Source organism: Campylobacter coli (assembly GCA_039516895.1).
Classification (GTDB): domain Bacteria; phylum Campylobacterota; class Campylobacteria; order Campylobacterales; family Campylobacteraceae; genus Campylobacter_D; species Campylobacter_D coli_B.
The window spans coordinates 1,090,267-1,117,239 of sequence record CP154437.1; the positions used below are offsets into that span (position 1 = coordinate 1,090,267).

The following is a 26,973-nucleotide window of genomic DNA, read 5'->3' on the forward strand; positions in this document are numbered from 1 at the left end:
TCTATTTTTGCAATATTAATTTTTAATTAAATTCGCTGCATAGGTGTGTTTTTTTGCTAAAATTAGACAAAAAATTCAAAAGGACAATAGATGTTAACCCAAAGATCACAAGTTTTAGAAGAATCCATCACCCTAGCTATCACTGCATTAGCCAATGATTTAAAAGCCAAGGGTGAAGATGTGATCAGCTTCTCCGCAGGCGAGCCTGATTTTGATACCCCGCAAACTATCAAAAATGCAGCCATTGCTGCCATAGAAAAGGGTTGTGGTAAATACACTGCTGTTGCAGGAATTCCTGAAGTTTTAAAGGCTATTCAAAATAAACTTAAAAAAGATAATGAGTTAAGCTATGAAACAAGTGAAATTATCACAAATGTAGGGGCAAAACATTCTCTTTTTGAATGTATAGAATGTCTAGTTGAAGAAGGCGATGAAGTCATCATCCCTAGTCCTTATTGGGTGAGTTATCCTGAAATGGTCAAATTTGCGGGTGGAAAACCTGTATTTATCGAGGGTTTAGAAGAAAATGGCTTTAAAATCAACGCAGAGCAACTTAAAAAAGCTATCACCCCTAAAACTAAAATTTTAATGCTTAATTCTCCTTCAAATCCCGTAGGTTCCATCTATAGCAAAGAAGAGCTTTTAAGTATTGCTAAGGTTTTAGAAGGCACAAAGATTATCGTATTAAGCGATGAAATGTATGAAAAACTTCGCTATGATGGCTTTGAATTTGTAGCTTTTGCAAGTGTAAGTGAAGATGCCTTAAATCGCACTGTAACTATCAATGGGCTTAGTAAATGCGGTGCTATGCCTGGATGGCGTTTTGGCTATATGGCAAGTAAAAATAAAGCCTTGATTTCAGCTGTTAAAAGACTTCAAGGCCAAAGCACTTCAAATATTTGCTCCATCACTCAACATGCTGCTATACCCGCTTTAAATGGAGAATGTGATGAGGATATAGAAAAAATGCGTCAAGCTTTTGAAAAGCGTCGCGACTTAGCTCTAAATATGCTTCATCAAATTCCAAATATTAGTGTTTATAAACCCGAAGGAGCTTTTTATCTTTTTGTAAATACTCAAAAAATTGAAAAAGATTCTATGAAATTTTGCCAAAAATTACTAGAAGAAGAAAAAGTTGCCGTGGTTCCAGGTATTGGTTTTGGGATGGATGGATACTTTAGACTTTCTTATGCTACAAGTGATGAACTGATCAAAAAAGGTATAGAAAGAATAGCAAATTTTGTTAAAAATTATAAATAATTCTAGGTTTTAAACCTAGAATTATTAACTTTTCTAGGCAATCAAATCAAATTTTACCAACGAATTTAAACCCTAAAATCAAGGTTTTTTAAGTACTGCATTTACTCTTTGAACTTTATCTAGTTTATTTAAACTAAGCCTTATCACAGAATCCTCTAATCCACCCAAAGAATGTGGCACATTTGCTTCTAAGCTTATCATATCTAAAGCATTAAACTCAAATCTTTCGTTTTCTACCTCAAACCAAATTTTACCGCTTAAAACTTGCACGCGGATAGCAAAGGGTGCTTTATGCTCTTTCATCACGCTATCTTTAGCAAGTAAAATTTGAATTTCCTTGCTGTGCTCATCATCGATTAAAACATTGATTTTAACTTCTTTTGGATTAAATTCAGCCTTGCTCCATTGAACGATCTTCATACAATCTCCTTTTTTACTTTTATAAAATTGTAGCAAAAACCAAAATGCAGACTATAAACTTGTGTTAATTTTATCCTTCTTTCCACCAAAAATCTTGCTTAAATTCACTTCCTACCTCATAAGCTTCGCCCATTTTTGGTGTAATCAAAGGTAAATTTAAATTCTCATAAAGAAATTCCACCACCCCATTCCATGCATGAGTTCCTGCTAAAAATCTGCCCCAATGTATAGGCATTAAAGCTTTTGCGTTCAAATCTTTTGCTTCTTTTAAAATTTGATCAGGGAAAGAATGTGAAAAAGGCCAAGCGGTATTAAATTGACCGCTTTCAAGGCAAACCAAATCAAAACCACCAAAATAAGCCCCGATTTTTTTAAAATGTGTAAAATATCCTCCATCGCCACTAAAAAACACCCTTTTATCTGCACTTAAAAACTCCATCACAAAGGAAGCCCAAAGAGTTTTATTGAGCCCATCGCCCCTACTTGAGCTATGCTGTGCAGGCGTTGCAATAATCCTTAAATCATCAAATTCCACCCCACTCCACCAATCAAGCTCTATGATTTTTTTCTCACTCACTCCATAACTTTTTAGATAATTTCCCACCTTTAAAGGTGTGATGAAAAATTTAGCCTTATTTTTTAAAGCTTTCACGCTTTTTTCATCTAAATGATCAAAATGCGAATGAGTGATAATCACAGCAAAAATTTCATCAAAATCATTTGCATTATAAACAGGTGCATTTTTAAAAGCTTTATTGATAAAAGAAAAAGGCGAAGCATGAGTGTTAAAGATAGGATCGATTAAAATTTTATAGTTTTTATAGCTCACAAAAAGCGATGAATGCCCAAGCCAAGTGATGTGAGGGGTATGAAAATGATTTAAATTCGGCTTAAAAAAAGGAAGTTTAAAAGTCGCTTTAGCATTTTTAGGATAAAGGTAGTAATATCTCAAAACTTCCCTAAAAGACGCTTTAAAAGCATTGTGCGTTTGGCGGTTTTCATTAAGAAAAATTTCATATTTTTTACCCTGTACTTTTTTAGCCTTTGGGTGTTCTTTACTTGAAAGATCAAAGGTTTTAAAAAAATCCATACTCACGAAAATTTATCCTTTTACAATAAAACCTAATGCGATGATTCTATCTGTGCAAAATCATTGCAAATCATATTAAACATTGCATTTGTTATCTTATCTTTAAATTCATTATTTTGGTTAAATTGCTTAAAAAGCTCTAAATTTAAATCCAAAATATCTTGAATTTTATCTTCCAAAAGCATACTAAATTCAATACGAGAATTTTGCATATCGGATTTATTTAAAGATTCGAGAATTCTTTCGTTTTTTGCTATATCATCTTTTATATCATATAAAATTTTAGCGATTTTATCGCTTTCATTAAAGTCTATATTTGCGTATTTGTTATTAAAGTCTTTGATGATATTTGAAAGCTCTTCTAGCTCAGTTTCAACACTCTTACTTGATCCGTCTGCAAAAGAGGGTTTTAACTCTCCATTTCCCTGCAAAAAGATATCTTGTGTTTTATCAAGCTGTAAGCGATAGCTATCAAAATCTACATTATCCAAAATTCCTTTAGCCAAATCTTGCGATTTAGGTAAAATAATCTTACTTGCAAGTTTTTTAAGCAGTATATAAAGCTTTTCAAGTTCAACATCTTCATAAGGTAAAATTTGAGCCAAAAAAGAATACTCTTTAAGATAAGTTTTTGCCTTACTATAAAAATCTAGTTTTTCATCATCGCTTTTTTCATCAAATCTAGCAAGCATTATATCTAATTTTGAGTGTATGACATTTTCTTTTTCTCTTCCTAAAATAGCATTTGTAAAATCATCTATTTCTTCTTGGGTGTAAATTTCATATTCGCCAAGATTTGCTTTAAGATCAAAAATTCTATTATCATCAGTAGGTTCATTTAGATAAGTTTGCTCATAAAACACACTAAAAGCCTTGGCTATATCTTCATGAGTATTTGCAAAATCTAGCACAAAGGTATCTTCTTTATTTTTACAAGTTCGATTAAGCCTCGATAGGGTTTGCACCGCACTCACTCCGCTTAAGGTTTTATCGACATACATAGTATGGAGCAATGGCTCATCAAATCCAGTTTGGTATTTTTCAGCAACGATTAAAAAGCGATACTCATCTTTTTTAAATTCGTCCTTTAAAACACTCTCCGAAAAACCATTCAAGCCACTTTCGCTATAAATTTCGCTCTCTAAATTGATTTCACCCGAAAAAGCCACGATAGCCTTAAAATGTGGATAATTTTTTCTCAAATACTCCCTAAAAACAAGATAATACTTCACAGCATTCTCTCTTGAACTTGTTACGATCATAGCTTTTGCTTTGCCATTTATCTTTTTAAAGCTGTTTTGGAAAAAATGCTCGCACATGATTTGTGATTTTTGCTCGATTGTTCTGATATTGTTTTGCACATAAGCTTTTAGTTTTGCGTTGGCTCTTTTTTTATCGTATTTTGGATTATCATTTGTGCAAGATATGATTTTATAGTAGCTTTTATAAGTCGTATAGCCTTTTAATACATCGAGTATAAAGCCTTCTTCTATGGCTTGCTTCATCGAGTAAAGATGAAAAGGGATAAATTTTTGCCCTTCATCAACCTCACAAGGCATACCAAACATTTCCAAAGTTTTAGGCTTAGGTGTAGCAGTAAATGCAAAATACGAGGCATTAGGCTGGAGCTTTTTGCTTTTTATGATTTCTAGAATTTCATCTTCTAAATTTTGGCTTTCATCACCGCTTTTATCTCTTATAGCTTCTGCCATTTTTTGTGCATTGCTTCCGCTTTGGCTTGAGTGGGCTTCATCGATGATGATAGCAAAAGTTTTGCTTTTTAAGCTTTTGACTTCATTTAAAATATAAGGAAATTTTTGGATAGTCGTGATGATGATTTTCTTACCCTCTTCTAAGGCCTCTTTTAGCTGTTTGCTCCCATGAGTGATGGCTTCTACTAAATTTTTTGTGTGAGAAAAGGCTTTGACATTTTCTCTTATTTGACTATCAAGCACTTTTCTATCGGTTACTACGATGATAGAATCAAAGATATTTTTAAAGCTATTTTCTTCTAGTTTATGCAAGCTTACTAGATGATGAGCGAGCCAAGATATAGAGTTGCTCTTGCCACTTCCTGCGCTGTGTTGGATCAAGTAGCGTTGTCCTGTGCCCTTTTCTTTTGCATGAGCAAGTAGCTTTTCTACCACATCGAATTGATGATATCTAGGAAAGATGATGATTTCTTTGTTTTCCTTTTTTATAACTTGCACGAAATTAAAAAGCAAATTTAACAAGGTGTCTTTTTTAAAGATTTTCTCCCACAAATACGCTGTTTTTATACCATCACTTGGTGGATTGCCTGCTCCATTTGCTAGGCCTATCTTGCCACTACCATTGTTTAAGCCAAGGTTAAAAGGTAAAAATGTAGTCGCACTTTGATCCAATCTTGTGCTCATATAGCAAAGATCATGATCTAATGCAAAATGCACTATGGTATGGTTAAATAGCGTTTCTTTTGGGTTTCTGTCTTTTTTGTATTGCTCTATAGCGTGAAAGACATTTTGTCCGGTGAAATGGTTTTTAAGCTCTATGGTGATAAGGGGTAAGCCATTTAAAAAGAGCACCATATCGATGGAGTTTTTATTTTGCGTGCTATAGTAAAGCTGGCGTATGATAGAAAGGGTATTTTGCTCGTAGTTGTGCAGGCTTTGTGCGTTTGCGTTGGTGTTTGGCTTGGCAAAGGCTAGATAAAATTTAATGCCTTTGATCTCTACATAGCCTTGCAAGGCTTTGACTATGCCTTTGGTTTTAATCTGTGAGAAAATACGATCAAAAAGTTCTTTTTTATAGTTTTGTCCACAACGCTTTTTAAGCTCTTCAAGTGCTACACTTTGTGTAGCTTGTAAGAAATTCTCAAAAAATTCTGTATCGATACATAAATTTTTATCAAAGTTTTCATTTGTTCTTTTGATATAGGCATGGTTTTCTAACAAGTAAGACTCTATGAAATTTTCTAAATCTTTTTCTTGGTAGTTAGTCATTGTTAGTTCCAAAAATAATATTTTCTAATTCTTTATAAATTTTAGTATTTTCTGTAATATATTTACATAATGTCGACTTTAAAAAACCATCAGCAGTACCCCCAATACTATAATCTTTACCTTCTGATTTTAACTGCTCTTTTAAAACATTAAAAATTTCCCCTCTTACTTTTTTAAGATCATATATATCTTTTTGCTTTATTTGTTTTATTTGTTCAAGTACTTTTGAATAATCATCAAATTTATTTTGACAAAAAAGTTCTAAAATTTCATCATCTAATAAATATGTTTCCAAATTTGCTTTATTCAAAACGATTATATTTTGATTATTAAGATTTTTAATTTCTTCATCTGTATGCGTATCTCTATCAATTAATTTAATAATTTTAGTTTTTGGCAGTATATATTCTAATAATTTTACATTTTGATTATTATCTTTTTTTAGTTCTTCACAGCCACCACCGGATATAAAAGTAGTATTTGGATATTTTTTATTAAAAATATTATTATAAATCCCAGCATCAAAATTTTTTCTTGTTTCACCGCATAAATCTCCTTCGCAAAAAATTATTACCTCTGGTACTATAAAATTTGATAAATTTCCGATGGTAAAAGATAAAAATTTTTCCCAAATTATATTGTCAATATTACAAGGTTCTAATACTGTTTCTTTATCAAAATTTTGTTCCGAAAAATCAATAATAGATATATCTTGATTTTTGCATGCAATTAATTCTTTTATTTTTTGCAATATTCCTAAAGAATGGGTTGTAATCCATAATTGATTATTATCTGGAATAATATTATAAATTTCTTCAATTAATTTTGACTGTAATGAAGTGTGCATATGAGTTTCTGGTTCATCAATGAAAATAATCCCATCTTCAAAATATTCTATTTTTAAAACCAAATCCAATAATAAATCAAAAGCTGCTTTTTCTCCTGATGATAAATTTTTATAATGAAATTTTTCAACTTTACCTTTTTTAAAGTAAAAACTACCATTTTCAAAAGGATTTGTTATTCCTTCTAGAATCAAATCGCCAAAAATATTTATCATAGATTTTCTTATTTTACCTATTAATCTTTCTTTTAAGTCTTCTAATTGTATCTTAGAATTTTTTTCATCATACACATCAGATATTGTCGTTCCAACCAATCTTTTAAAATTATCAGAAACAGAAGTATCATTATCTATAATCTTTTTAAGTCTTAAATCCTCATAAGGTTTATTCATTCTTGAAAATTGTTGAATTGTAAAATCTGCTTCATTTCTATGAGCACTGCGAAAATGCATTAATTTTTGGTAGTCAAAACCGCTTGATATATCATTATTAAATATAATCTTTATATCATATTGTTCATTTATGTATTTATTGTGATATGTTGTATCTATTATAATACTACTCCATTTTTTAGTTTTTTGCCATGTGTTGCAAGCCTCTAATATTGAAGATTTTCCACTACCATTAGGTCCAACTAATACAACAAGCTTAGAATTTTCTACACCTCTAAGAGTCAAATCATCAAATCTTTTAAAATTTTTAATTTGAATTTCTTTAATTCTCATCTTTTTCTCCTTTTATAAATTAATCCTACCACAAACCGCTTGGTTTATGAGTGTGGTTTTGTATTCTTTTATGAGTTTTATTTGTTTTTTTGTTTTTTCTATCAATAAATCTATTTTTTCACATTTTTCATCTAAAAATTTTGCGATTTGTTCTTGTTCTTTTAGTGGCGGAAGTGGGATTCTGATATCTTTTAAATTTGAAGCGTAAATATGAACTATAATTTCCCCCTTAGATTCAATGCCCTTGCAAAACTTAGCATACTTAGTATTTAATGCATAAGATAAATACAAAGCATTATTTTCTTTTTGCCTAAAAATAATCACATCGCCACCAGCAAATGCCTTATCTTTTCCTAAATATACAATATTTTTGCCTATATCTTCTTTGGTTTCACCCGAACCAGCAAAAAGAATATCTCCTTTATATATCGGAATTGCACCAAGTGAAGTATTTTTAGATATTTTAGAATCTAAGCAACTCGTGCTAATTTCATAATTCATATAAATATCCCCATAAAGAAGAGCCGAATCACCGCTTTCTACTAAATCTTGACGCGAGATATTACCACCCTTAGAAAACCTACCAAAAGTTGCAAGTCGTTTTATTTCCCAATGCTTTGGAATCTCTCCCAAATGTTCTATACCACTATCTTTGAAATTTACATTTTTATCAAGTCCTTTTGTGATGGTTTCATTTATCAAAACTTGCTTTCGTTCTTTTAAAAGACTGATAAGTTTTTCTTTTTTCTCTATGAAATTTGCTATCTGCTCGCATTTTTCATCTAAAAAATTTGCGATTTGCTCTTGCTCTTTTAAAGGTGGATATAAAATAGGGTTATCATTAACTTGACTAATAGTTATTTGTGGAATAGCTGTTTGAGTAAATTCAAATAAAAATTTTCGATATCCTGATAAAAAATAATAAACATAATAAGGATTCATTTCTTTAAATTGTTTTGAAAAAATTGTAGTTTGAGTACAGGTTGATTTTTCTTTGACTATTTTAACAGCTCCTATAGAATTTCCTCTAGCAGGTATAACAAAATCGTTAATATTTAATAGATTAATAGGATTTTTAATCCTTCCAAAAAATTTATCATCTTCTGTAGCAGAATAAATAGGAACTCCTTCATCTTTTAAATCTTGCGCCAAAATAGTTTCTCCCATATTAGAGCGATAAAAATATTTAAATTTGGATACTTCCCAATGTTGCGGAATTTCCCCAATCCATTCTATGCCACTATCTTTGAAATTTTTCATTGCATGATCTCTCTTAAAAGATCTTGCACTTCTTTTTCTAAATTTTCTAATTCATTATTTATCTCTTCTAGCTTTCTTGGTGGAGTATAGGTATAAAAGCATTTGTTAAAAAGTATTTCATAACCCACACTTGCACTATCCCACGCTACCCAAGAGTTTTTTACATAGGGTTTTACCTCTGTGTCGTAGTAGTTTTGTATGTTTGTTTTGAGTGGAATTTTTTCAGTGTTGTTGGTTTTATCGCTATCGATGATGAGATTTTCTTCGCTTTTTTTGAGCTTTACACCTAAAAATTTGATAAATTCTTCCTTGTCTTTAAAATCTTGCGGATTTTGTTCTAGCTCTTGCAGTTTTTCTAGGATTTTTTCTTTGTCTTTGAGTTTTGAAAATTTTTCATCCTCTTTTAGAAATTCTATACTTTTTGGCTTTTCTATGGTGATTTTAGTATAACCAAAATCTTCATTATCTAGCACTTTACAATCTTCATTTTCACTAAAATTTAAAAACAAATCTGTGATTTTTTCTATATGCTCTTTTGTCATTTCATTTTGTTTAGAGCCTAAAGACTTTTTCATCTTGGAAAAATACCTATCGCTTGTAGCGTTTATAAGCTGAACTTTGCCTTTTTTGTGCTCTGGCTTTTTGTTGGTGATGATCCATATAAAAGTAGGAATTCCTGTGTTGTAAAACATATTTGTAGGCAGGGCGACTATGGCTTCAAGATAGTCATTTTCTATGATATGCCTTCTTATAGCTACCATACCGCTATCTGAGTTGAAAAGCGATGAGCCATTATGCACGCTTGCGATACGAGAACCCAAAGGAGTATCTGTTTTCATCTTGCTAAGCATATTGAGTAAAAACATCATTTGCCCATCGCTTTTGCTTGTGATACCCACGCTAAATCTTGGATCATTGCAAGTTGAATTTGAGCCTTTCTTTTCTACGCCTAGAATTTTTTGATCATTTTCCCAAGACTTACCATAAGGTGGATTAGTAAGCATAAAATCAAATTTTAAATTTTGTTGATCATTGCTTAAGGTAGAGCCAAATTTTATATGATCTGGATTTTCGCCCTTTATCAGCATATCTGCTTTACATATGGCGTAGGTTTCGGGGTTTATCTCTTGTCCGTAAAGATAGATATTTGCTTTAGATTTTATCAGCCCATCGGGATCTGTGATAAATTCTTTTGACTCGGTGAGCATTCCGCCACTTCCGCAAGCATTATCATAAATAAGCCATGCTCCTTGCTTGATTTGCTCTTTTACGGGCAAAAATACAAGATGAGTCATAAGCTCTATGATCTCTCTTGGGGTGAAATGCTCTCCGGCTTCTTCGTTGTTTTCTTCGTTAAATTTACGGATGAGTTCTTCAAAAACATATCCCATGCCAAGATTGCTCAAGCCTTTATGGATAACATTTCCTTTTTCATCTAAGATATCCTCTATGCCAAAATTTACTTTAGGCGAGCAAAATCTCTCTATAACGCCAAAAAGTATGTTTGATTCTTCTAAAGTGTCGAGTTGGTTTTTGAATTTGAATTTTGAGATAATGTCTTTGATATTTTCACTGAAACAATCAAGATAATTTTCAAAATTTACTCTTATATTTTTTGGATCATTTAAAAGGGTTTGTAAGCTAAATTTAGAATAATTAAAAAAGCCTAAATTATTTCCTTGCTTTCCGCCTAGCAAGGGTTCTAAAATTTCCATTTCATCCTTGTAGGCATTATAGACTTCAAGAACTTTATCTTTTGTGGGCTCTAAGACAGCATCTACTCTTCTTATGATTGTCATGGGTAGTATAATGTCGCGGTATTTGCCCTTTACATAAATATCACGGAGTAAATCATCTACCACACTCCATATAAAATTTACAATGGTTTGAAACTGATTTGTATCCATGAAATTTCCTTAATATTTTATAAAAAAGTATTATATCAAATTATTCTAAAAAACAGATAATTTAAATAAATTATAAAAATCAAGCCCTATTTGAGCTTGATTTGAAGGGTGTGAGAGTTTTATTCGACTTCAGCGTCGATTACATCATCGTCTTTTTTCTTTTTATCATTTGCTGCATTTGGCTCATCTTTTTTATACATATTTTCAGCCAATTTATGAGAAACCTCGCTTAAAGCTTTCATTTTAGCTTCGATTTCTTCTTTGCTTGCATTTTGATTTTTCAAAGTCTCACGCAAATCATCAAGAGCTTTTTGGATATTTTCTTTATCGCTATCAGCTACTTTTTCTCCAAGCTCATTTAGAGATTTTTCCACTTGGTGTGCCAAGCTATCTGCTGCATTTCTTGCATCTACAGCTTCTTTGCGTTTTTTATCTTCTTCTTTGTGAAGTTCGGCATCTTTTACCATATTGTTAATCTCTTCTTCACTAAGTCCGCTTGAACCTGTGATTTTGATCTCTTGTGCTTTACCTGTTGCTTTATCTTTTGCAGAAACAGTTAAAATACCATTCGCATCGATATCAAAAGTTACTTCGATTTGTGGCATACCGCGTGGTGCTGGTGGAATTCCTTCAAGGTTGAAATTTCCTAAAGATTTATTGTCGCGGCTAAATTCTCTCTCACCTTGTAAAACATTGATGGTAACAGCACTTTGATTGTCTTCTGCAGTTGAGAAAACTTGCTCTTTTTTAGTTGGTATAGTTGTACCTTTTTCGATGATTTTAGTCATCACACCGCCTAAAGTTTCGATACCTAAAGAAAGTGGAGTTACATCAAGCAAAAGTACATCTTTTACATCACCTTTTATAACTGCACCTTGAATCGCTGCACCGATAGCCACAACTTCATCAGGATTTACAGATTTGTTAAGTTCTTTTCCAAAAGCTTTTTTAACCTCTTCTTGCACTAAAGGAACGCGAGTAGAACCCCCTACCATAACGATTTCTTTAATTTCGTTTTTATCAAGCCCTGCATCTTTTACCACTTCATTGATCTTAGTGATAGTTTCAGCCACTAAAGAATCAATCATACCTTCGAATTTAGCTCTAGTAAGTTTTTTAACCAAGTGTTTTGGACCACTCGCATCAGCTGTGATAAATGGTAAATTAATCTCTGTTTCATTAGCTGAACTTAACTCTTTTTTAGCATTTTCTGCAGCTTCTTTTAAGCGTTGTAAAGCCATAACATCATTTTTAAGATCTATGCCTGTTTCATCTTTAAATTCACTTGCTAGAAAATCGATAAGCTTGTTATCAAAATCATCACCACCTAAGAAAGCATTACCACCTGTTGCTAAAACTTCTACTACATTATCCCCTGTTTCAAGCACGGTAACATCAAAGGTTCCCCCACCTAGATCGTAAACTACGATTTTTTCACTATCTTTTTTATCAAGTCCATAAGCTAAAGCTGCTGAAGTAGGCTCATTGATAATTCTTAGTACATTAAGTCCTGCGATAGTTCCTGCTTCTTTTGTTGCTTTTCTTTGTGCATCGTTAAAATAAGCAGGCACAGTAATCACCGCATCAGTAACACTTTCACCCAAGAAAGCTTCTGCATCTTCTTTTAATTTCATCAAAACTTTTGCTGAAATTTCTTGTGGAGTGTAAATTTTACCTGCGATTTCTATCGCGCACGCACCATTTCTTTCAGTGATGTGATAAGGAAGTCTATTTTTAGCTTCTTTAGCCGCATCTTCATTGATCATCAAACCCATGATTCTTTTGATAGAATAAATAGTTTTTTCAGGGTTTGTTACCGCTTGGCGTTTTGCGCTATCGCCTACTAAAACTTCACCTTTATCTGTAAAAGCAACTACTGAAGGAGTTGTGTTTTTTCCTTCTTTGTTTGGGATTACTTTGCTCTCGCCGCGTTCATACACAGCAACACAAGAATTGGTTGTTCCTAAATCTATACCTATAACTTTACTCATTTTTTATCCTTTTATTAAAATTTATTTTGCTACACTAACTTTGGTTGGGCGGATCACGCGATCGGCTATTTTATAACCTTTTTGAAGCACTTGAACCACTTCACCACTTTGATGATTTTCACTATCTACATGAAACATCGCTTCATGTAAATTAGGATCAAACTCTTTTTCATCTTTGATAAGAGCCACTCCATGTTTTTCAAGTTTTTTAAGAAATAAATCTAAAGTGTTTTGTACTCCTTCTTTGATTTTCAAGCTAATCTCATCTTGGCATTCTACATTAACAGCAGCTTCTAAAGCATCTAAAACATCAAGCAAATCTTTAGCAAAGCTTTCATTTGCATAAGCCATAGCACTTAGCTTTTCTTTTTCCATTCTTTTTTTGATATTTTCAAATTCAGCGTTTGCACGCATATATTTATCTTTTAATTCATCTAATTCTTTTTGTAATTCATTTGTTTCACTTTCTTCGCTATCTTGCAAATCATCCTGCAAATTTTCAGAATTTTGCGCATTTTCGTTTTCAAATTCTTGCTTTTGTTCGCTCATGCTGCCTCCTTTATGTATTGTAATATTTTTTTATAATCCGTATAAACACTACCCGCTAGGATAATATTTACATCCTCGCCCAAAAACTGCGCATCCACCTTAATCCCCATAAAACCCTCTTTAAACAAGGGTTCAAATTCAAGACTTTCCTTAAAATGACGATGGATTTGACAATCCAAGAGCTTAACAAATTCATCGTTTTGATAAATTTGGTAAGCTCTTTCTTCATTACTTCTATAACAAATCAGATTTTGTCTTAGACTTGCTATCTTTTCTGCAAGCTCTACAAAATGAACTTTAAAGGCTATTTTTTCTATACTAGAAAGATCAAGTCCTATAAGACTTTGTAGAAAATTCCACGCTTCTTTTTCGTATTTTAAAACCAGTTCTTCATCTTTAAAATCAAGCACTATAAACTTAGCGTTAAGATCTAACACTTCTTTAAGTACCAAACTTCTACCTCCATAAACAAGACAATAAATTTCAAATTCCTTGCTTAGTTCCTTTAAAAAGCTTTCATTTTTGATATGAATGTTTTTATCTTGCTCTTTTTCCCAAAAATTTTGCCAATAATTTTGCATCGTTAAAATAGTAGGAATTCTGCCACCGCTTATGTGAAGCTGAGTGATCAAACCCTCATCGCTAAGTCTTTTAAGATAAACGCGTATAGTTGAAGCGGGTATGCAAAGATTTGAATTTAATTCATTAGAACCAATAGGTGCATTATCCAAAAGATAAGTTTGGATAATAGACTCTAAAATCAAATTCTTTTTATCTCGACTTTTCATCATATTTTCCTTCAAAACTAGCACTCTATTTTTTGATTGCTAGATATATTATACAACATTGAGTGTTATTTTGTCAAGTATAAATATAAAAAAATATACTTAATTTTATTTAGTCTATATGACTAAAGTTTTATTAGTTACTTTTTTACAAGGATAAGATATATTTCATGATTAAAAAAACAAGGTGATTAAAGATGAAAACAAAGAATGAATTTTAAATGGGCTTGATGATGGATTTTTTAAGTATAAGGTGTTAAAAACAAAAAAACCAAAGAAGCCTTTGCAAGCTCTTTGGCTCTTCTATCAAAGCTTAAAAGCTACCATTGATAGAAATATACATTCTTCTTCCTTCTTCTATGCGGTTATAAGTATTTACCCAAGTGTTATCACTCCCATTTGCATAAGATTCCCAGCCATTTGTAAAGCTTTTGTCAAAAAGATTATAAATAGCCGCATTGATACTCCATTGTTTATTGATATCATAACGCACACCCATAGAAGCTAAAAAGATATCCTTGTAATATTCTCTATTGATATTAGTATCACCCATATAGCGATCTATTTGCCACTCGCCTTTTATCCAAGGAGTGAATTTATTATAGAAGCTGTATTCGGTTTTTAACATGATATTGTGTTTTAAACTATCTTGTTCAGGTTTACCTATCACACTTCTATCTTGCGCTTCTTTAACTTCAGTATCAAGATAAGTATAAGCAAAATTTACATTTAAATTATCAAGAGGGCTTATCCCTGCTCCAAGTTCTACACCTTTGTATTCAACCTTGCCATGATTGATTGCTCTAGAACATCTATCAGCATCACAAGCGCCAATACCTGGAATCATAGTGCCATTGTTATAACTTTGACTTGAAATTTTATCTTTAAAATTCGTTAAAAAACCTGTTGCTGAAACATAAAATAAATCATTATTATAAATAGCTGCTATTTCATAGTTTAAAGATGTCTCTTCTTTTAAATCAGGATTTCCATATATAGGAAATCTACCTTGACCATTATAATTATAAGTCCCATTTATCAAACGATTTGCATAAGGGGTTCTAAAGCCTGTAGATACACCGCCTTTGAAAGTAAGCTCATTGGTAGGATTATAAACCACATAAGCTCTTGGCGAAACATTGTTTCCAAAAATTTCATGATGATTATATCTTGCTCCAAAAGTAAGTCTTAAATCATCTTTTATACTATACTCATCCTCTGCAAAAATTGCCAATAAATACTGATCAAAATTAGTAGGACTAGCTATTTTATCTTGCATTTTTTCAAGTCTATACTCACCACCTGCACTCAAAATATGACTTTGTCCTAAAGGAATGACAGATTTTGTATCTAAGATAATATCTTCTGCGACTATATCTCTATTTTCTCCCAAAAACGGCTGTGTAGCTTGCCCTACGACTTCGCGGCCATCATTGCTCACTCTATTATATTGCAAACCAGAAGTGATAGAAAAGTTTTCATAAACACCTTCATGGCTTAAATAAGTCACAAATTTATCAACTTCCATAATATCTGCATAACCACCCGTTAAGCTACCTTGTGCACTACCTGGTCTTGTGATGGTTCCTAATTGACCTTGTTTGTTGTCGTAATGATTTCTTGAAAAATCTATATCAAATATAAAAGTATTGTAATCATTAGCCAAATAACTAACTCTTGTTCCTATGTTAAAATTATTTGCCTTTGTAGGACTTTGAGCTTGATCCCCTTGAACTCTTTGCCCACTTCCATTTGTAAATTCAACATTAGATTGCTGTCTATAAAATTCTCTAAAACGAAGTGTTAGACCTAATTTATCATTCATTAAAGGACCACTAGAATAAATACCTGTCCCATAAGTATTGCCCCAATCTTTATTTTCATTTAAAAGAGCATCCAAACTTACAGAAGTTTCCCATTTATCACTCACTTTTTTAGTAATGATATTTACCACCCCGCCTAAAGCTTCGGAGCCATATAAAGTACTCATAGGACCTTTTATAACTTCTATTCTTTCTATGCTAGAAATTGGCGGTAAGAAAGAATTTGAAATTTCATTAAAACCATTAGGACCAACCTCTCCACCAATACCCTGGCGGCGTCCATCAATCAAAACCAAAGTATATCCAGTAATACCCCTCATAGTAATATTATAAGAACCTGTTTTTCCCTTGCTAGCATATAAATCAACACCCGGGATATCTGCAATAGCTTCTGCGACATCTCTATAAGGCTTACTTTGTAATTCTTTTTTGCTGATAACATTGATAGTAGCAGGAGCTTCTTTAATATCTTGAGCAAACCCTGAAGCACTAACGATCGAACTGTCTAGCTCTACATTTTGTGATATAGCATTGGAAGCTAAGAGGCCAATAGCACAAACTGATAGACATAATTTCTTCATTTTTCTCCTTTTGTTAAATATTGATTTAAAAATCAAAATATTATGATAATAATTATTAATTTAAGATAAATTTTGTATCAATTGTGATAATTAGTATTAATTAAAAATTTATTTTTTCTTGCTATAATTCTTGAAAAATAAGTTTTTTAAAGAAATAAATAGAAAAATAAAATACTTATACTGAATGTATTTTTGAGTGTTTTATTGCTATTTTTCTCTATAATTTTTGTTAAAAATTTATTTTTTAAACAATTTACAATGAAATTAGAGATATTTAAACTAAAAAATAAAAATTAAAATCATAACGGAGAAAAAAGATGAGAATGTTTATAAGTAATCATAAAAACCAATCTTCTCTTATTACTTTATTTGTTTTTACACCTTTATTTTTTGTTTTTCTTTATTCTAAAAATTTTTTACACATACAGCCTAATGACGTTATTAAAGAAAATAAATTTAATATGGCAATAAAACATTTTGTACAAAATTCCTCCGATATAAAACCGACACAGCCAACACAAACCATACAAGAACCTTCCAATATACTACCTAAAGAACCTGTGCAAGAAATAATCAAAAAAACAAAACCAAGAAAAGAAAAACCCATCATTAAACCTAAAAAAATAATCCCTCCAACAAATGCAAAGGCAATAAGTCAACCCAAAAAAGATACAAGCTCACAACAACCAATCACGCAGCAACAAGCCCCACAAACCAACTCTTATCAAAGTGTATCTTTAACTAGCAATAGCGAGCTTTTAAAAGAAATAAAATCAGCAATTGATGAAGCCTTAATCTACCCTAGACAAGCTAGAAAAATGCGTATGAGCGGGGAAGTTCTTGTAGAATTTACTTGGACAAAAGAAAAGAAATTAGAAAATTTAAAGATACTTAAACCTTCAAAATATGATTTCCTAAATAAAAGTGCCTTAGAAACCATACGCGTAGCTTCTAAAAAATTTCCACAATATGAAAAAACTTTCCATATAAAAATACCCTTGGTTTATAAATTAAGCTAGGATAAAAAATATTTCTTTTCTTTTCATAATCTTTGAGTATAAAAATACAAGGTTATTCTTTCTTGATATCTTTTATTTTAAAATTTTATTAAAATAAAATGATTCTACAATGCAACCACTGCATATGAAATTTTAATTAGAAAGTAAAAGTTCTATTTTTAATTATTTTATATTTAAATTACTACTCATACTTTGCAACTTTTTTTCATATGGCTAGTCAAAAAGTTACAATACTTACAAATGAAACTTTTATCAATACTCCTTTATTAAACAATACTAAAATTTTTTATTAATTCCTCTTTAGCTAATCATATAAAAAGATCTGATGATTTAAGCGCAGCTTTTTGCTTTTCTTCAAATTGTGCTTGAGCAATTAATTGTTTAGGGTTTAAATGAATATTTGTGTGAGAAATTTTACTTTGTATATTATTTTGAATATTTTCTTTAATTTGTTCTTCTATTTTTTCTTTTATCTTTTCTTTATATTTTTCATTGCTTTCTACAAAACTACTTTCATATCTTTGAGTTTTTTTATTGTAATGTATTTCCTCTCTGTATTCTTTTAAAGCATTTTGCGAAGCTTCTTTTGCTTCTTGAAATAATTCTTTTAAAGGTCTATCATATAAACTAGATTTTTCTTTAGCGCCTAAATCCAGCTCAAAGGAAAATGTTTGTTTTTGATTAGATTGCGTAGCTTGAATTTCATTCTTGTGTTTTAAATTTAAATTAACTAATCCTTTTTGATCAACACGAAACATTTTACATCCTTAAGTAAATTTTACAAATGTTTACAAGCAATATTTATTCCACTATATCTAGTCATATATTAATTCCTACAAACCCACAACTTAAAAAATAAAATTAAAATCTACATTCAAAATACTATGCCTCTTAGCTAAATATTTTAAAAGATTAAATAAGCTAATAATTAACACCATAAAACATAAACGAAGCAATCGATCAACCAAACACACTAAATTCAAATAAACTGATTAAAGCAAGGACTGATAAAGTGTTTAACTAAAACTAATTAAACTAATTAAATCAAATAAATAAGCTAAATCAATTAACCCATTTAAATCAAATAACCCAATAATTAATATAAGCATAGATAAGTAAAAGTATTACACAAAGCATTCTAAAGGGATTAAATAAATTAGAGCCATTGGAATAAACTACTTCAATCCATCTAAACAAGTAAATTAAACCCATGAACCTAAATACAACCATAATAACTAAAACAATCCAAGTTTAATTCAGTCAATCCAATAAAAGAACCTAAACAATAAATGATTAACTCTAACCCATTAACAAATACAAACTAAATTAAATCATTATTAGCACAAACAACCCCATCAACCCCATAAAAGAATATCTTAAACCATTAAACTAAAAAACAGATTCAATAAATAAAAAGAACAATTAATACAAAAACATATTTAATTAGCATACAAAAAATAAATTTAATAGATAAAAATATACAAGCAAACACCAAATTTAACAATTAAACCAAAAACAGATTAAAAATGATTAAACCATCAGCCCAACTTAACCAACCAAGCTCACAACCAATCAACCCACCAAATAAAGCAAGTGTATTCAAACAATAAAAAAACCCAAACAAATTTACCAGCCTAGTAAATCAATATCTTAACACCACCCAAAAAACCATACAATGAAATTATAAACCAAACACAAAGACAACCATTAAACTAAAAAACAGATTCAATAAATAAAAAGAACAATTAATACAAAAACATATTTAATTAGCATATAAAAAATAAATTTAATAGATAAAAATATACAAGCAAACACCAAATTTAACAATTAAACTAAAAACAGATTAAAAATGATTAAACCATCAGCCCAACTCAACCAACTAAGCTCACAATCAATCAACCCACCAACTAAAGCAAGTGTATTCAAACAATAAAAATATAACCTAAACAAATTTACCAGCCTAGTAAATCAATATCTTAACACCACCCAAAAAACCATACAATGAAATTATAAACCAAACACAAAGACAACAATTAAACTAAAAACAGATTAAAGTGAACAACTCTAAGCAACCTAACTATAACTAAGCATAACCATAACTCAGCATAAAAAGAATGATTAATACATATAAAAACAAATTCAACATATTGAACCAAACTAACCAAGCATAATAAAGAACAATCAACATATAAAAACAAATTCAATATATTAAAACAGTTTCAATAAACATAATAAAAAAGAACAATTAATACAAAAACAGATTCAATAAACATAAAGATAATTATTCTAAATCCCATCTAAAACAACAATAAAAACAAACATATGATTTATATATAAAGTAAGTAAAGAAGAATTAACAAGTCCGCAATGAGCTACTTTCCCCCTGCCAGTAAGGCGTAGTATCATCACCCACGATGTGCTTAGCTTCTTGGTTCGGGATGGAGCAAGGCGTTTCCACATCTGTATAATCACGGACATTGTTATTTAAATATTCTTTGAAAGATTTAACTTAAGAATAAAGCTTTTATTTTTTATTCTATTTTTTTATTTTTTTGCTTTTCTTCTATTCTTTTTTATTTCTTTTGCTTTATATTCTTTTATTTTTTAAATCTTATCTTTCATCTTATCAATGAATAAAATCTTTATTCTCTTTGATAAGCTTTTATTTTAGAATACTTAAAAAACAATGTTAAGAGCAAGTTCTAATATAAACCCTACTTGCAAGATTTCCATATCACTTTGAATGATTATTGTTATTCAAAGCTTTACTAAAAACCTTAACAAGGAAGTGATGCTTTATTAAAGATAAGCCAAACGCTCTATTAGTACTGGTCAGCTAAAGGACTTTCATCCATTACACACCCAGCCTATCAAACTAGTAGTCTTCTAGAGAGCTTAGAGAAGATTCATCTTAGAGTTGGCTTCACGCTTAGATGCTTTCAGCGTTTATCCTTTCCAAACTTAGCTACGCTGCGATGCTCTTGGCAGAACAACAGCTACACCAGTGGTTTGTTCAACCCGGTCCTCTCGTACTAGGGTCAAATCTCTTCAATCTTCTTACGCCCACGGCAGATAGGGACCGAACTGTCTCACGACGTTCTGAACCCAGCTCGCGTACCGCTTTAAATGGCGAACAGCCATACCCTTGGGACCTGCTCCAGCCCCAGGATGCGATGAGCCGACATCGAGGTGCCAAACCTCCCCGTCGATGTGAGCTCTTGGGGGAGATCAGCCTGTTATCCCCGGGGTACCTTTTATCCTTTGAGCGATGGCCCTTCCACACAGAACCACCGGATCACTAAGACCGACTTTCGTCTCTGCTTGACTTGTATGTCTTGCAGTTAAGCTGGCTTATACCTTTATACTCTACGAACGATTTCCAACCGTTCTGAGCCAACCTTTGTAAGCCTCCGTTATTATTTGGGAGGCGACCGCCCCAGTCAAACTACCCACCAGACATTGTCCCACTTGAGGATAACTCAAGCTGGTTAGCTACCCAAATAAGAAAGAGTGGTATCTCAACAATGGCTCATATACAACTGGCGTCATATACTCAAAGCCTCCCACCTATCCTGCACATTCTTATCCAAATAGCAGTGTCAAGCTGTAGTAAAGGTCCACGGGGTCTTTCCGTCTTGCCGCGGGTAGGAGGAATTTTCACCTCCACTACAATTTCACTGGATCCCTCTTTGAGACAGCTCCCATCTCGTTACGCCATTCATGCAGGTCGGTATTTAACCGACAAGGAATTTCGCTACCTTAGGACCGTTATAGTTACGGCCGCCGTTTACTCGGGCTTCGATCAAGAGCTTCGCTAATGCTAACCCCATCAATTAACCTTCGAGCACCGGGCAGGCGTCACACCCTATACATCCTCTTACGAGTTAGCAGAGTGCTGTGTTTTTGGTAAACAGTCGGGAGGGACTCTTTGTTGTAAGTTTCTTCGCTTTCGGAGTAAATCCTAATACGAAGCGAACCACACCTTATACCGAAGATACGGTGCTATTTTGCAGAGTTCCTTAAAGAGAGTTCTTCCACGCGCCTTAGAATACTCATCCCACCCACCTGTGTCGGTTTACGGTACGGGCAACATTAGCTAAACTTAGAAACTTTTCTTGGCTCGACGGCATCAGGGGTTCTTCTATCCATCCGAAGACTTCAAAAAGCCTTTCAGTTCTCGGTGTATTCTTATACGGATTTGCCTGTATAAGCACCTACGACCTTAGACTAGCACTTCCATCCGCTAGCCCCCTTAGCCCTAAGCGTCCTTCCATCGCACACTAATGTTGGTATTGGAATATTAACCAATTTGCCATCGTCTACCCCTTTCGGACTCGACTTAGGACCCGACTAACCCTACGATGACGAGCATCGCGTAGGAAACCTTGGGTTTACGGCGTTAATGATTCTCACATTAATTATCGCTACTCATGCCTGCATGCTCACTTCTATTCGCTCCAGCACTCCTTACCGGTATACCTTCGACGCAAATAGAACGCTCTCCTACCACTTGACAAAGTCAAGTCTACAGCTTCGGTACTTACTTTAGCCCCGTTATATTTTCCGCGCAAAATCACTAGACCAGTGAGCTATTACGCTTTCTTTAAAGGATGGCTGCTTCTAAGCCAACCTCCTGGTTGTTTAAGTAACTTCACATCGTTTTCCACTTAAGTAAGATTTAGGGACCTTAGCTGGTAGTCTGGGTTGTTTCCCTCTTGACGACGGATTTTATCACTCGCCGCCTGACTGCTGTGATTACATATAAGGTATTCGGAGTTTGATAGGGTTTGGTACATTGGTGTATGCCCTAGCCCATTCAGTGCTCTACCCCCTTATATTACGACACAACGCTATACCTAAATATATTTCGGAGAGAACCAGCTATCACGAAGTTTGATTGGCCTTTCACCCCTATCCACAAGTCATCCCGGGGCTTTTCAACGCCTATGGGTTCAGTCCTCCACTAGTTCTTACACTAGCTTCAACTTGCTCATGGATAGATCACTTCGTTTCGGGTCTGCAGCATCTGACTAAGCGCCCTATTCAGACTCGCTTTCGCTACGGCTTCGCGTTTGCTTAACCTTGCCAGACACCACAACTCGCAGGCTCATTATGCAAAAGGCAGTCCATCACACTGTATTGCTACATAGTGCTCTGAATGATTGTAAGCAAATGGTTTCAGGTTCTATTTCACTCTGATCACCTCAGTTCTTTTCACCTTTCCCTCACGGTACTTGTGCACTATCGATCTGGTATTAGTATTTAGGGTTGGATCGTGGTCGACCCAGCTTCAGACAGGATTTCTCGTGTCCCGCCCTACTCAGGATACTGCTAGCTAAGGTTTGTTTTTCGCATACGGGACTATCACCCTCTATGGCTATACTTTCCAGAATGTTCTGCTAAACTCACCTCTTGCACATTGCAGTCCTACAACCCCCAGTGCAAGCACTGGGTTTGCCCTCTTGCGCTTTCGCTCGCCGCTACTGACGCAATCTCTATTGATTTCTTTTCCTGAGGGTACTAAGATGTTTCAATTCCCCTCGTTCGCTCCTATATAGGTAATGTATATCTCTATACATTGGGTTGCCCCATTCGGAAATCTACGGATCAAAGCTTCTTGACAGCTCCCCGTAGCTTATCGCAGTCTAGTACGTCCTTCATCGCCTTTACCAGTCAAGGCATCCACCATTCGCTCTTAGTAGCTTACCTTTTTTACCTTCTTTAGCGTCAAGGCAAAGCCTTGACTAAGAAGCAAGCTAAAGGCCTACCCCGCCAACCTAAAAGATATTAGGCTGATAAAGTAAGTTAAAGACTAGTAGTCTTTCTTGCTTCTTCTGCTAAGAATATGCATAAAAGTTAGATATAATCTAACTTCTACCTTTTTTATTGATTCTAAAACGCATCACTTCCTTGTTAAAGTTTTTATGATAAGACTTCATTATCTTAAGACGGAAAGCATTCAAACACTTAATATAAATACTAAAATTCAATTAATATTTAAACCAAGTCGTGAGTTTGAAACTTATCTTTAATTTATAAACTTTAGATCTAATATTCTCTTTATTATAAAAAATAAAGATAGTTAAAAGATATAAGTAAAACCAAAGAAAAGATAATTGGGTTTTATCCTTTAACAAGTCCTGTAAAATTGTTTTTATTAAAACTTGCTTGTGACTCTTAACAATGATAATTATAAAGAACATTTAGGTTTAAAACCTAAAGGAAGTATATGATATATCAAAGTATATTTATAAAATATATACTTGCTTTAGATTTTAAAACTTGATTTCAAATCTTGTTTTTATCTTTTAAGATTGATATTTCTATGGTGGGCCTAACAAGACTTGAACTTGTGACCTCACCCTTATCAGGGGTGCACTCTAACCAGCTGAGCTATAGGCCCTTAATAATGGTGGAGAATAGCGGGATCGAACCGCTGACCTCCTGCGTGCAAAGCAGGCGCTCTCCCAGCTGAGCTAATTCCCCATAAACAATTAGCTTTATCATCAATCTTTGAAATCTAAACAAGAATCAATTGAGTTTATAATGAAGTAATAGTTGTGAGACTTATTACTTTGTACTCTAGAAAGGAGGTGATCCAACCGCAGGTTCTCCTACGGTTACCTTGTTACGACTTCACCCCAGTCGCTGATTCCACTGTGGACGGTAACTAGTTTAGTATTCCGGCTTCGAGTGAAATCAACTCCCATGGTGTGACGGGCGGTGAGTACAAGACCCGGGAACGTATTCACCGTAGCATGGCTGATCTACGATTACTAGCGATTCCGGCTTCATGCTCTCGAGTTGCAGAGAACAATCCGAACTGGGACATATTTTATAGATTTGCTCCACCTCGCGGTATTGCGTCTCATTGTATATGCCATTGTAGCACGTGTGTCGCCCTGGGCATAAGGGCCATGATGACTTGACGTCGTCCACACCTTCCTCCTCCTTACGAAGGCAGTCTATTTAGAGTGCTCGGCCGAACCGTTAGCAACTAAATACGTGGGTTGCGCTCGTTGCGGGACTTAACCCAACATCTCACGACACGAGCTGACGACAGCCGTGCAGCACCTGTCTCTAAGTTCTAGCAAGCTAGCACCCTCATATCTCTATAAGGTTCTTAGGATATCAAGCCCAGGTAAGGTTCTTCGCGTATCTTCGAATTAAACCACATGCTCCACCGCTTGTGCGGGTCCCCGTCTATTCCTTTGAGTTTTAATCTTGCGACCGTACTCCCCAGGCGGTACACTTAATGCGTTAGCTGCATTACTGAGATGACTAGCACCCCAACAACTAGTGTACATCGTTTAGGGCGTGGACTACCAGGGTATCTAATCCTGTTTGCTCCCCACGCTTTCGCGCCTTAGCGTCAGTTGAGTTCCAGCAGATCGCCTTCGCAATGGGTATTCTTGGTGATATCTACGGATTTTACCCCTACACCACCAATTCCATCTGCCTCTCCCTCACTCTAGACTATCAGTTTCCCAAGCAGTTTAATGGTTAAGCCATTAGATTTCACAAGAGACTTGATAATCCGCCTACGCGCCCTTTACGCCCAGTGATTCCGAGTAACGCTTGCACCCTCCGTATTACCGCGGCTGCTGGCACGGAGTTAGCCGGTGCTTATTCCTTAGGTACCGTCAGAATTCTTCCCTAAGAAAAGGAGTTTACGCTCCGAAAAGTGTCATCCTCCACGCGGCGTTGCTGCGTCAGGGTTTCCCCCATTGCGCAATATTCCCTACTGCTGCCTCCCGTAGGAGTCTGGACCGTGTCTCAGTTCCAGTGTGACTGATCATCCTCTCAGACCAGTTAAGCGTCATAGCCTTGGTGAGCCATTACCTCACCAACTAGCTGATACTATATAGTCTCATCCTACACCGAAAAACTTTCCCTACTCAACTTGTGTTAAGTAGGAGTATAGAGTATTAGCAGTCGTTTCCAACTGTTGTCCTCTTGTGTAGGGCAGATTAACTATACCTTACTCACCCGTGCGCCACTAATCCACTTCTAGCAAGCTAGAAGCTTCATCGTTCGACTTGCATGTATTAGGCACGCCGCCAGCGTTCACTCTGAGCCAGGATCAAACTCTCCATAAAAATTATAGATAGTTTAATCTTTTTCTTCAAAGAAAAAGTAATGAAGATTAAAAATAAAAACTTTTAATCTTTAAATATTTAGATTGAATAGATTTTACATAATTGCTTATGCCTAAATCTTTTCTGGCTCAATCGATCACTTATTTAGATTTCAAAGATTGACTAATAAGATTTGAAATAACAATATTAATTTTAAAGAACAAAAACAAAAAATCATTTATTGTTTATAAATAAAGTTTAGTAATAATAAAGTTTTATAAACTTGAATTGATTTGACTAGGATTAAAATTAATTTAAAACTAGAAACAAGGGTTTACAAAATCTTCATTTAGCTTTATAAACTTTAGTTTATAATTTAAAGATTTTAAAGTCCTTTTTTGAAAAAGGAAATGAAAGTATAACTAATTAAGCTTAAAGGAGGATTAAATAAATTATTTTTTTAATTAATTTTGGCAAAAAATTAAAAACTAGATTTTTTTGCCAATCAGCTAGCTAACTTTGATATAATCATAGAGAAAATTTTACTATAAAGGAAAACAATGAAAAAGTTTTTAACCGCTTTCTTAGTTGCCTTCACGGGCTTATTTTTAGTAGCTTGCCAAAACACCAAAACAGAAAATAATGCAAGCAATGAAGCTAATACCACACTCACTTTAAAGGTTGGGACTGCTCCAAATTACAAACCTTTTAATTATAAGCAAGATTCTAAACTTACGGGTTTTGATACTGATTTGGTTGAAGAAATTGCTCAAAAAAATGGTATTGAAATTGTTTGGGTTGAAACTAATTTTGATGGATTGATCCCTGCTTTAAAGGCGGGCAAGATCGATATGATCGCTTCAGCTATGAGTGCTACAGATGAAAGAAGACAAAGTGTAGATTTTACAAAACCTTATTATATGAGTAAAAATCTTTATATTAAACTTAAAAATAATGAAGCTCTTCAAACAAAAACTGATCTAGAAGGTAAAAAAATAGGAGTTCAGTTAGGAACTTTGCAAGAAAATACAGCAAAGACTATCAAAGATGCACAAATTCAAAGTAATAAGGATTTGAATATAGCTGTTTTAGCACTAAAAAATAATAAAATCGACGCTATTGTTGCCGATGAGGATACTGCTAAAGGCTTTTTGGCTGAAAATTCTGATTTAGTAAGCTTTTATCAAGAAACAGATGGTGGCGAAGGTTTTAGTTTTGCTTTTGATAAAGATAAACAAAAAGAAGTTATAGAAATATTTAATGAAGGTATAGATGAAGCAAAGGCTAGTGGATTTTATGATAATCTTATAAAAAAATACGAACTAGAATAAGCGTGAAATTTCACGCTTCTATGCTAGAATTTTAAATATCATATTTTCTCTCTTTTGCAACTTTTAAAAGTTTTTATTGTTATTGCATACAAAAATCTTGCTAGTACACTCTAATAAAGACAAATCAATTATAAAATTACTAAAAAAGAAATTTGCTACTTTTTATAATCTTTACTTAGATATTCTTTAAGTCAAAATTTAGCACTACCACGCTAATATCTAAATACCATACTAAATCAAACAATTTTCATCTTTAGAATAATAAAGTCACGAGTTACAAATCTAAAAAAAATTAGAAATTGAATTAAGTTCTAGAAACATTTTAGAT

14 protein-coding genes, 2 tRNA genes and 3 rRNA genes are annotated in these 26,973 nt (G+C 33.3%); 3 read left to right on the plus strand and 16 right to left on the minus strand.

Features of this window, described 5'->3' with window-relative positions; genetic code table 11:
• Positions 1–90 precede the first annotated feature (90 nt).
• Positions 91–1,260, plus strand: coding sequence for a pyridoxal phosphate-dependent aminotransferase (locus tag AAID94_05530; protein XAK23307.1), 1,170 nt, complete (start codon positions 91–93; stop codon positions 1,258–1,260).
• Between the two features lie 78 nt (positions 1,261–1,338).
• Here AAID94_05530 and AAID94_05535 read toward each other — a convergent pair whose 3' ends face one another.
• The 10 genes from AAID94_05535 to cfrA all read right to left on the minus strand — a co-directional run bounded on the left by AAID94_05535 (position 1,339) and on the right by cfrA (position 16,217).
• Complete coding sequence (locus AAID94_05535) at positions 1,339–1,680, minus strand: cupin domain-containing protein (protein ID XAK23308.1); 342 nt, start codon at positions 1,678–1,680, stop codon at positions 1,339–1,341.
• Positions 1,681–1,750: 70 nt separating this feature from the next.
• Positions 1,751–2,770 (minus strand): MBL fold metallo-hydrolase, encoded by a 1,020-nt coding sequence (locus tag AAID94_05540; GenBank protein XAK23309.1) that lies wholly within the window; start codon positions 2,768–2,770, stop codon positions 1,751–1,753.
• 32 nt (positions 2,771–2,802) lie between these two features.
• Positions 2,803–5,751, minus strand: coding sequence for a DEAD/DEAH box helicase family protein (locus tag AAID94_05545; GenBank protein XAK23310.1), 2,949 nt, complete (start codon positions 5,749–5,751; stop codon positions 2,803–2,805).
• Positions 5,744–7,321, minus strand: coding sequence for an AAA family ATPase (locus tag AAID94_05550; GenBank protein ID XAK23311.1), 1,578 nt, complete (start codon positions 7,319–7,321; stop codon positions 5,744–5,746). The genes AAID94_05545 and AAID94_05550 overlap by 8 nt, the downstream gene beginning before the upstream one ends.
• Positions 7,322–7,333: 12 nt before the next feature.
• Positions 7,334–8,581: a restriction endonuclease subunit S gene (locus AAID94_05555; GenBank protein XAK23312.1), complete on the minus strand. Its 1,248-nt coding sequence runs from the start codon at positions 8,579–8,581 to the stop codon at positions 7,334–7,336.
• The gene (locus AAID94_05560) at positions 8,578–10,488 is read right to left on the minus strand and encodes a class I SAM-dependent DNA methyltransferase (GenBank protein ID XAK23313.1); all 1,911 of its coding nucleotides are present in this window, start codon (positions 10,486–10,488) and stop codon (positions 8,578–8,580) included. Before AAID94_05560 ends, AAID94_05555 begins: the two co-directional genes overlap by 4 nt.
• A 119-nt stretch (positions 10,489–10,607) precedes the next feature.
• Entirely contained in the window at positions 10,608–12,479 is a 1,872-nt protein-coding gene (gene dnaK / locus AAID94_05565) for a molecular chaperone DnaK (protein ID XAK23314.1), read from the minus strand.
• A gap of 21 nt (positions 12,480–12,500) precedes the next feature.
• Positions 12,501–13,028 carry a nucleotide exchange factor GrpE gene (grpE, locus tag AAID94_05570; protein ID XAK23315.1) on the minus strand — a complete coding sequence of 176 codons (528 nt, stop codon included), beginning with the start codon at positions 13,026–13,028 and terminating at the stop codon, positions 12,501–12,503.
• Positions 13,025–13,819, minus strand: coding sequence for an HrcA family transcriptional regulator (locus tag AAID94_05575; GenBank protein XAK23316.1), 795 nt, complete (start codon positions 13,817–13,819; stop codon positions 13,025–13,027). Before AAID94_05575 ends, grpE begins: the two co-directional genes overlap by 4 nt.
• Positions 13,820–14,126: 307 nt before the next feature.
• Positions 14,127–16,217: a TonB-dependent ferric enterobactin receptor CfrA gene (gene cfrA, locus AAID94_05580; protein XAK23317.1), complete on the minus strand. Its 2,091-nt coding sequence runs from the start codon at positions 16,215–16,217 to the stop codon at positions 14,127–14,129.
• Between the two features lie 317 nt (positions 16,218–16,534).
• Here cfrA and AAID94_05585 point away from each other — a divergent pair, with 317 nt between their 5' ends.
• Positions 16,535–17,236, plus strand: coding sequence for an energy transducer TonB (locus AAID94_05585; GenBank protein XAK23318.1), 702 nt, complete (start codon positions 16,535–16,537; stop codon positions 17,234–17,236).
• A 308-nt stretch (positions 17,237–17,544) separates the two neighbouring features.
• Here the strand turns inward: AAID94_05585 and AAID94_05590 are convergent, their stop codons facing one another.
• The 6 genes from AAID94_05590 to AAID94_05615 all read right to left on the minus strand — a co-directional run bounded on the left by AAID94_05590 (position 17,545) and on the right by AAID94_05615 (position 25,335).
• Positions 17,545–17,994 (minus strand): hypothetical protein, encoded by a 450-nt coding sequence (locus tag AAID94_05590; GenBank protein ID XAK23319.1) that lies wholly within the window; start codon positions 17,992–17,994, stop codon positions 17,545–17,547.
• Between the two features lie 1,601 nt (positions 17,995–19,595).
• Positions 19,596–19,712: ribosomal RNA gene (rrf, locus tag AAID94_05595) — 5S ribosomal RNA — on the minus strand.
• A 325-nt stretch (positions 19,713–20,037) separates the two neighbouring features.
• Positions 20,038–22,945, minus strand: a 23S ribosomal RNA gene (locus tag AAID94_05600).
• A gap of 617 nt (positions 22,946–23,562) precedes the next feature.
• A tRNA-Ile gene (locus tag AAID94_05605) sits at positions 23,563–23,639 on the minus strand.
• A 7-nt stretch (positions 23,640–23,646) separates the two neighbouring features.
• A tRNA-Ala gene (locus AAID94_05610) sits at positions 23,647–23,722 on the minus strand.
• A gap of 100 nt (positions 23,723–23,822) precedes the next feature.
• A 16S ribosomal RNA gene (locus AAID94_05615) occupies positions 23,823–25,335 on the minus strand.
• Together the 16S, 23S and 5S rRNA genes with 2 tRNA genes alongside form the textbook arrangement of a ribosomal RNA operon.
• A 539-nt stretch (positions 25,336–25,874) precedes the next feature.
• Here AAID94_05615 and AAID94_05620 point away from each other — a divergent pair.
• Positions 25,875–26,645, plus strand: coding sequence for a basic amino acid ABC transporter substrate-binding protein (locus AAID94_05620; protein XAK23320.1), 771 nt, complete (start codon positions 25,875–25,877; stop codon positions 26,643–26,645).
• Positions 26,646–26,973 lie beyond the last annotated feature (328 nt).

Coding starts and splice junctions, on each gene's coding strand:
- AAID94_05585 (XAK23318.1), top strand. CDS start 16,535: ATGAGAATGTTTATAAGTAATCATAAAAACCAATCTTCTCTTATTACT.
- AAID94_05560 (XAK23313.1), bottom strand. CDS start 10,488: ATGGATACAAATCAGTTTCAAACCATTGTAAATTTTATATGGAGTGTG.
- cfrA (XAK23317.1), bottom strand. CDS start 16,217: ATGAAGAAATTATGTCTATCAGTTTGTGCTATTGGCCTCTTAGCTTCC.
- AAID94_05620 (XAK23320.1), top strand. CDS start 25,875: ATGAAAAAGTTTTTAACCGCTTTCTTAGTTGCCTTCACGGGCTTATTT.
- AAID94_05530 (XAK23307.1), top strand. CDS start 91: ATGTTAACCCAAAGATCACAAGTTTTAGAAGAATCCATCACCCTAGCT.
- dnaK (XAK23314.1), bottom strand. CDS start 12,479: ATGAGTAAAGTTATAGGTATAGATTTAGGAACAACCAATTCTTGTGTT.
- AAID94_05535 (XAK23308.1), bottom strand. CDS start 1,680: ATGAAGATCGTTCAATGGAGCAAGGCTGAATTTAATCCAAAAGAAGTT.
- AAID94_05555 (XAK23312.1), bottom strand. CDS start 8,581: ATGAAAAATTTCAAAGATAGTGGCATAGAATGGATTGGGGAAATTCCG.
- AAID94_05590 (XAK23319.1), bottom strand. CDS start 17,994: ATGTTTCGTGTTGATCAAAAAGGATTAGTTAATTTAAATTTAAAACAC.
- grpE (XAK23315.1), bottom strand. CDS start 13,028: ATGAGCGAACAAAAGCAAGAATTTGAAAACGAAAATGCGCAAAATTCT.
- AAID94_05575 (XAK23316.1), bottom strand. CDS start 13,819: ATGATGAAAAGTCGAGATAAAAAGAATTTGATTTTAGAGTCTATTATC.
- AAID94_05545 (XAK23310.1), bottom strand. CDS start 5,751: ATGACTAACTACCAAGAAAAAGATTTAGAAAATTTCATAGAGTCTTAC.
- AAID94_05550 (XAK23311.1), bottom strand. CDS start 7,321: ATGAGAATTAAAGAAATTCAAATTAAAAATTTTAAAAGATTTGATGAT.
- AAID94_05540 (XAK23309.1), bottom strand. CDS start 2,770: ATGGATTTTTTTAAAACCTTTGATCTTTCAAGTAAAGAACACCCAAAG.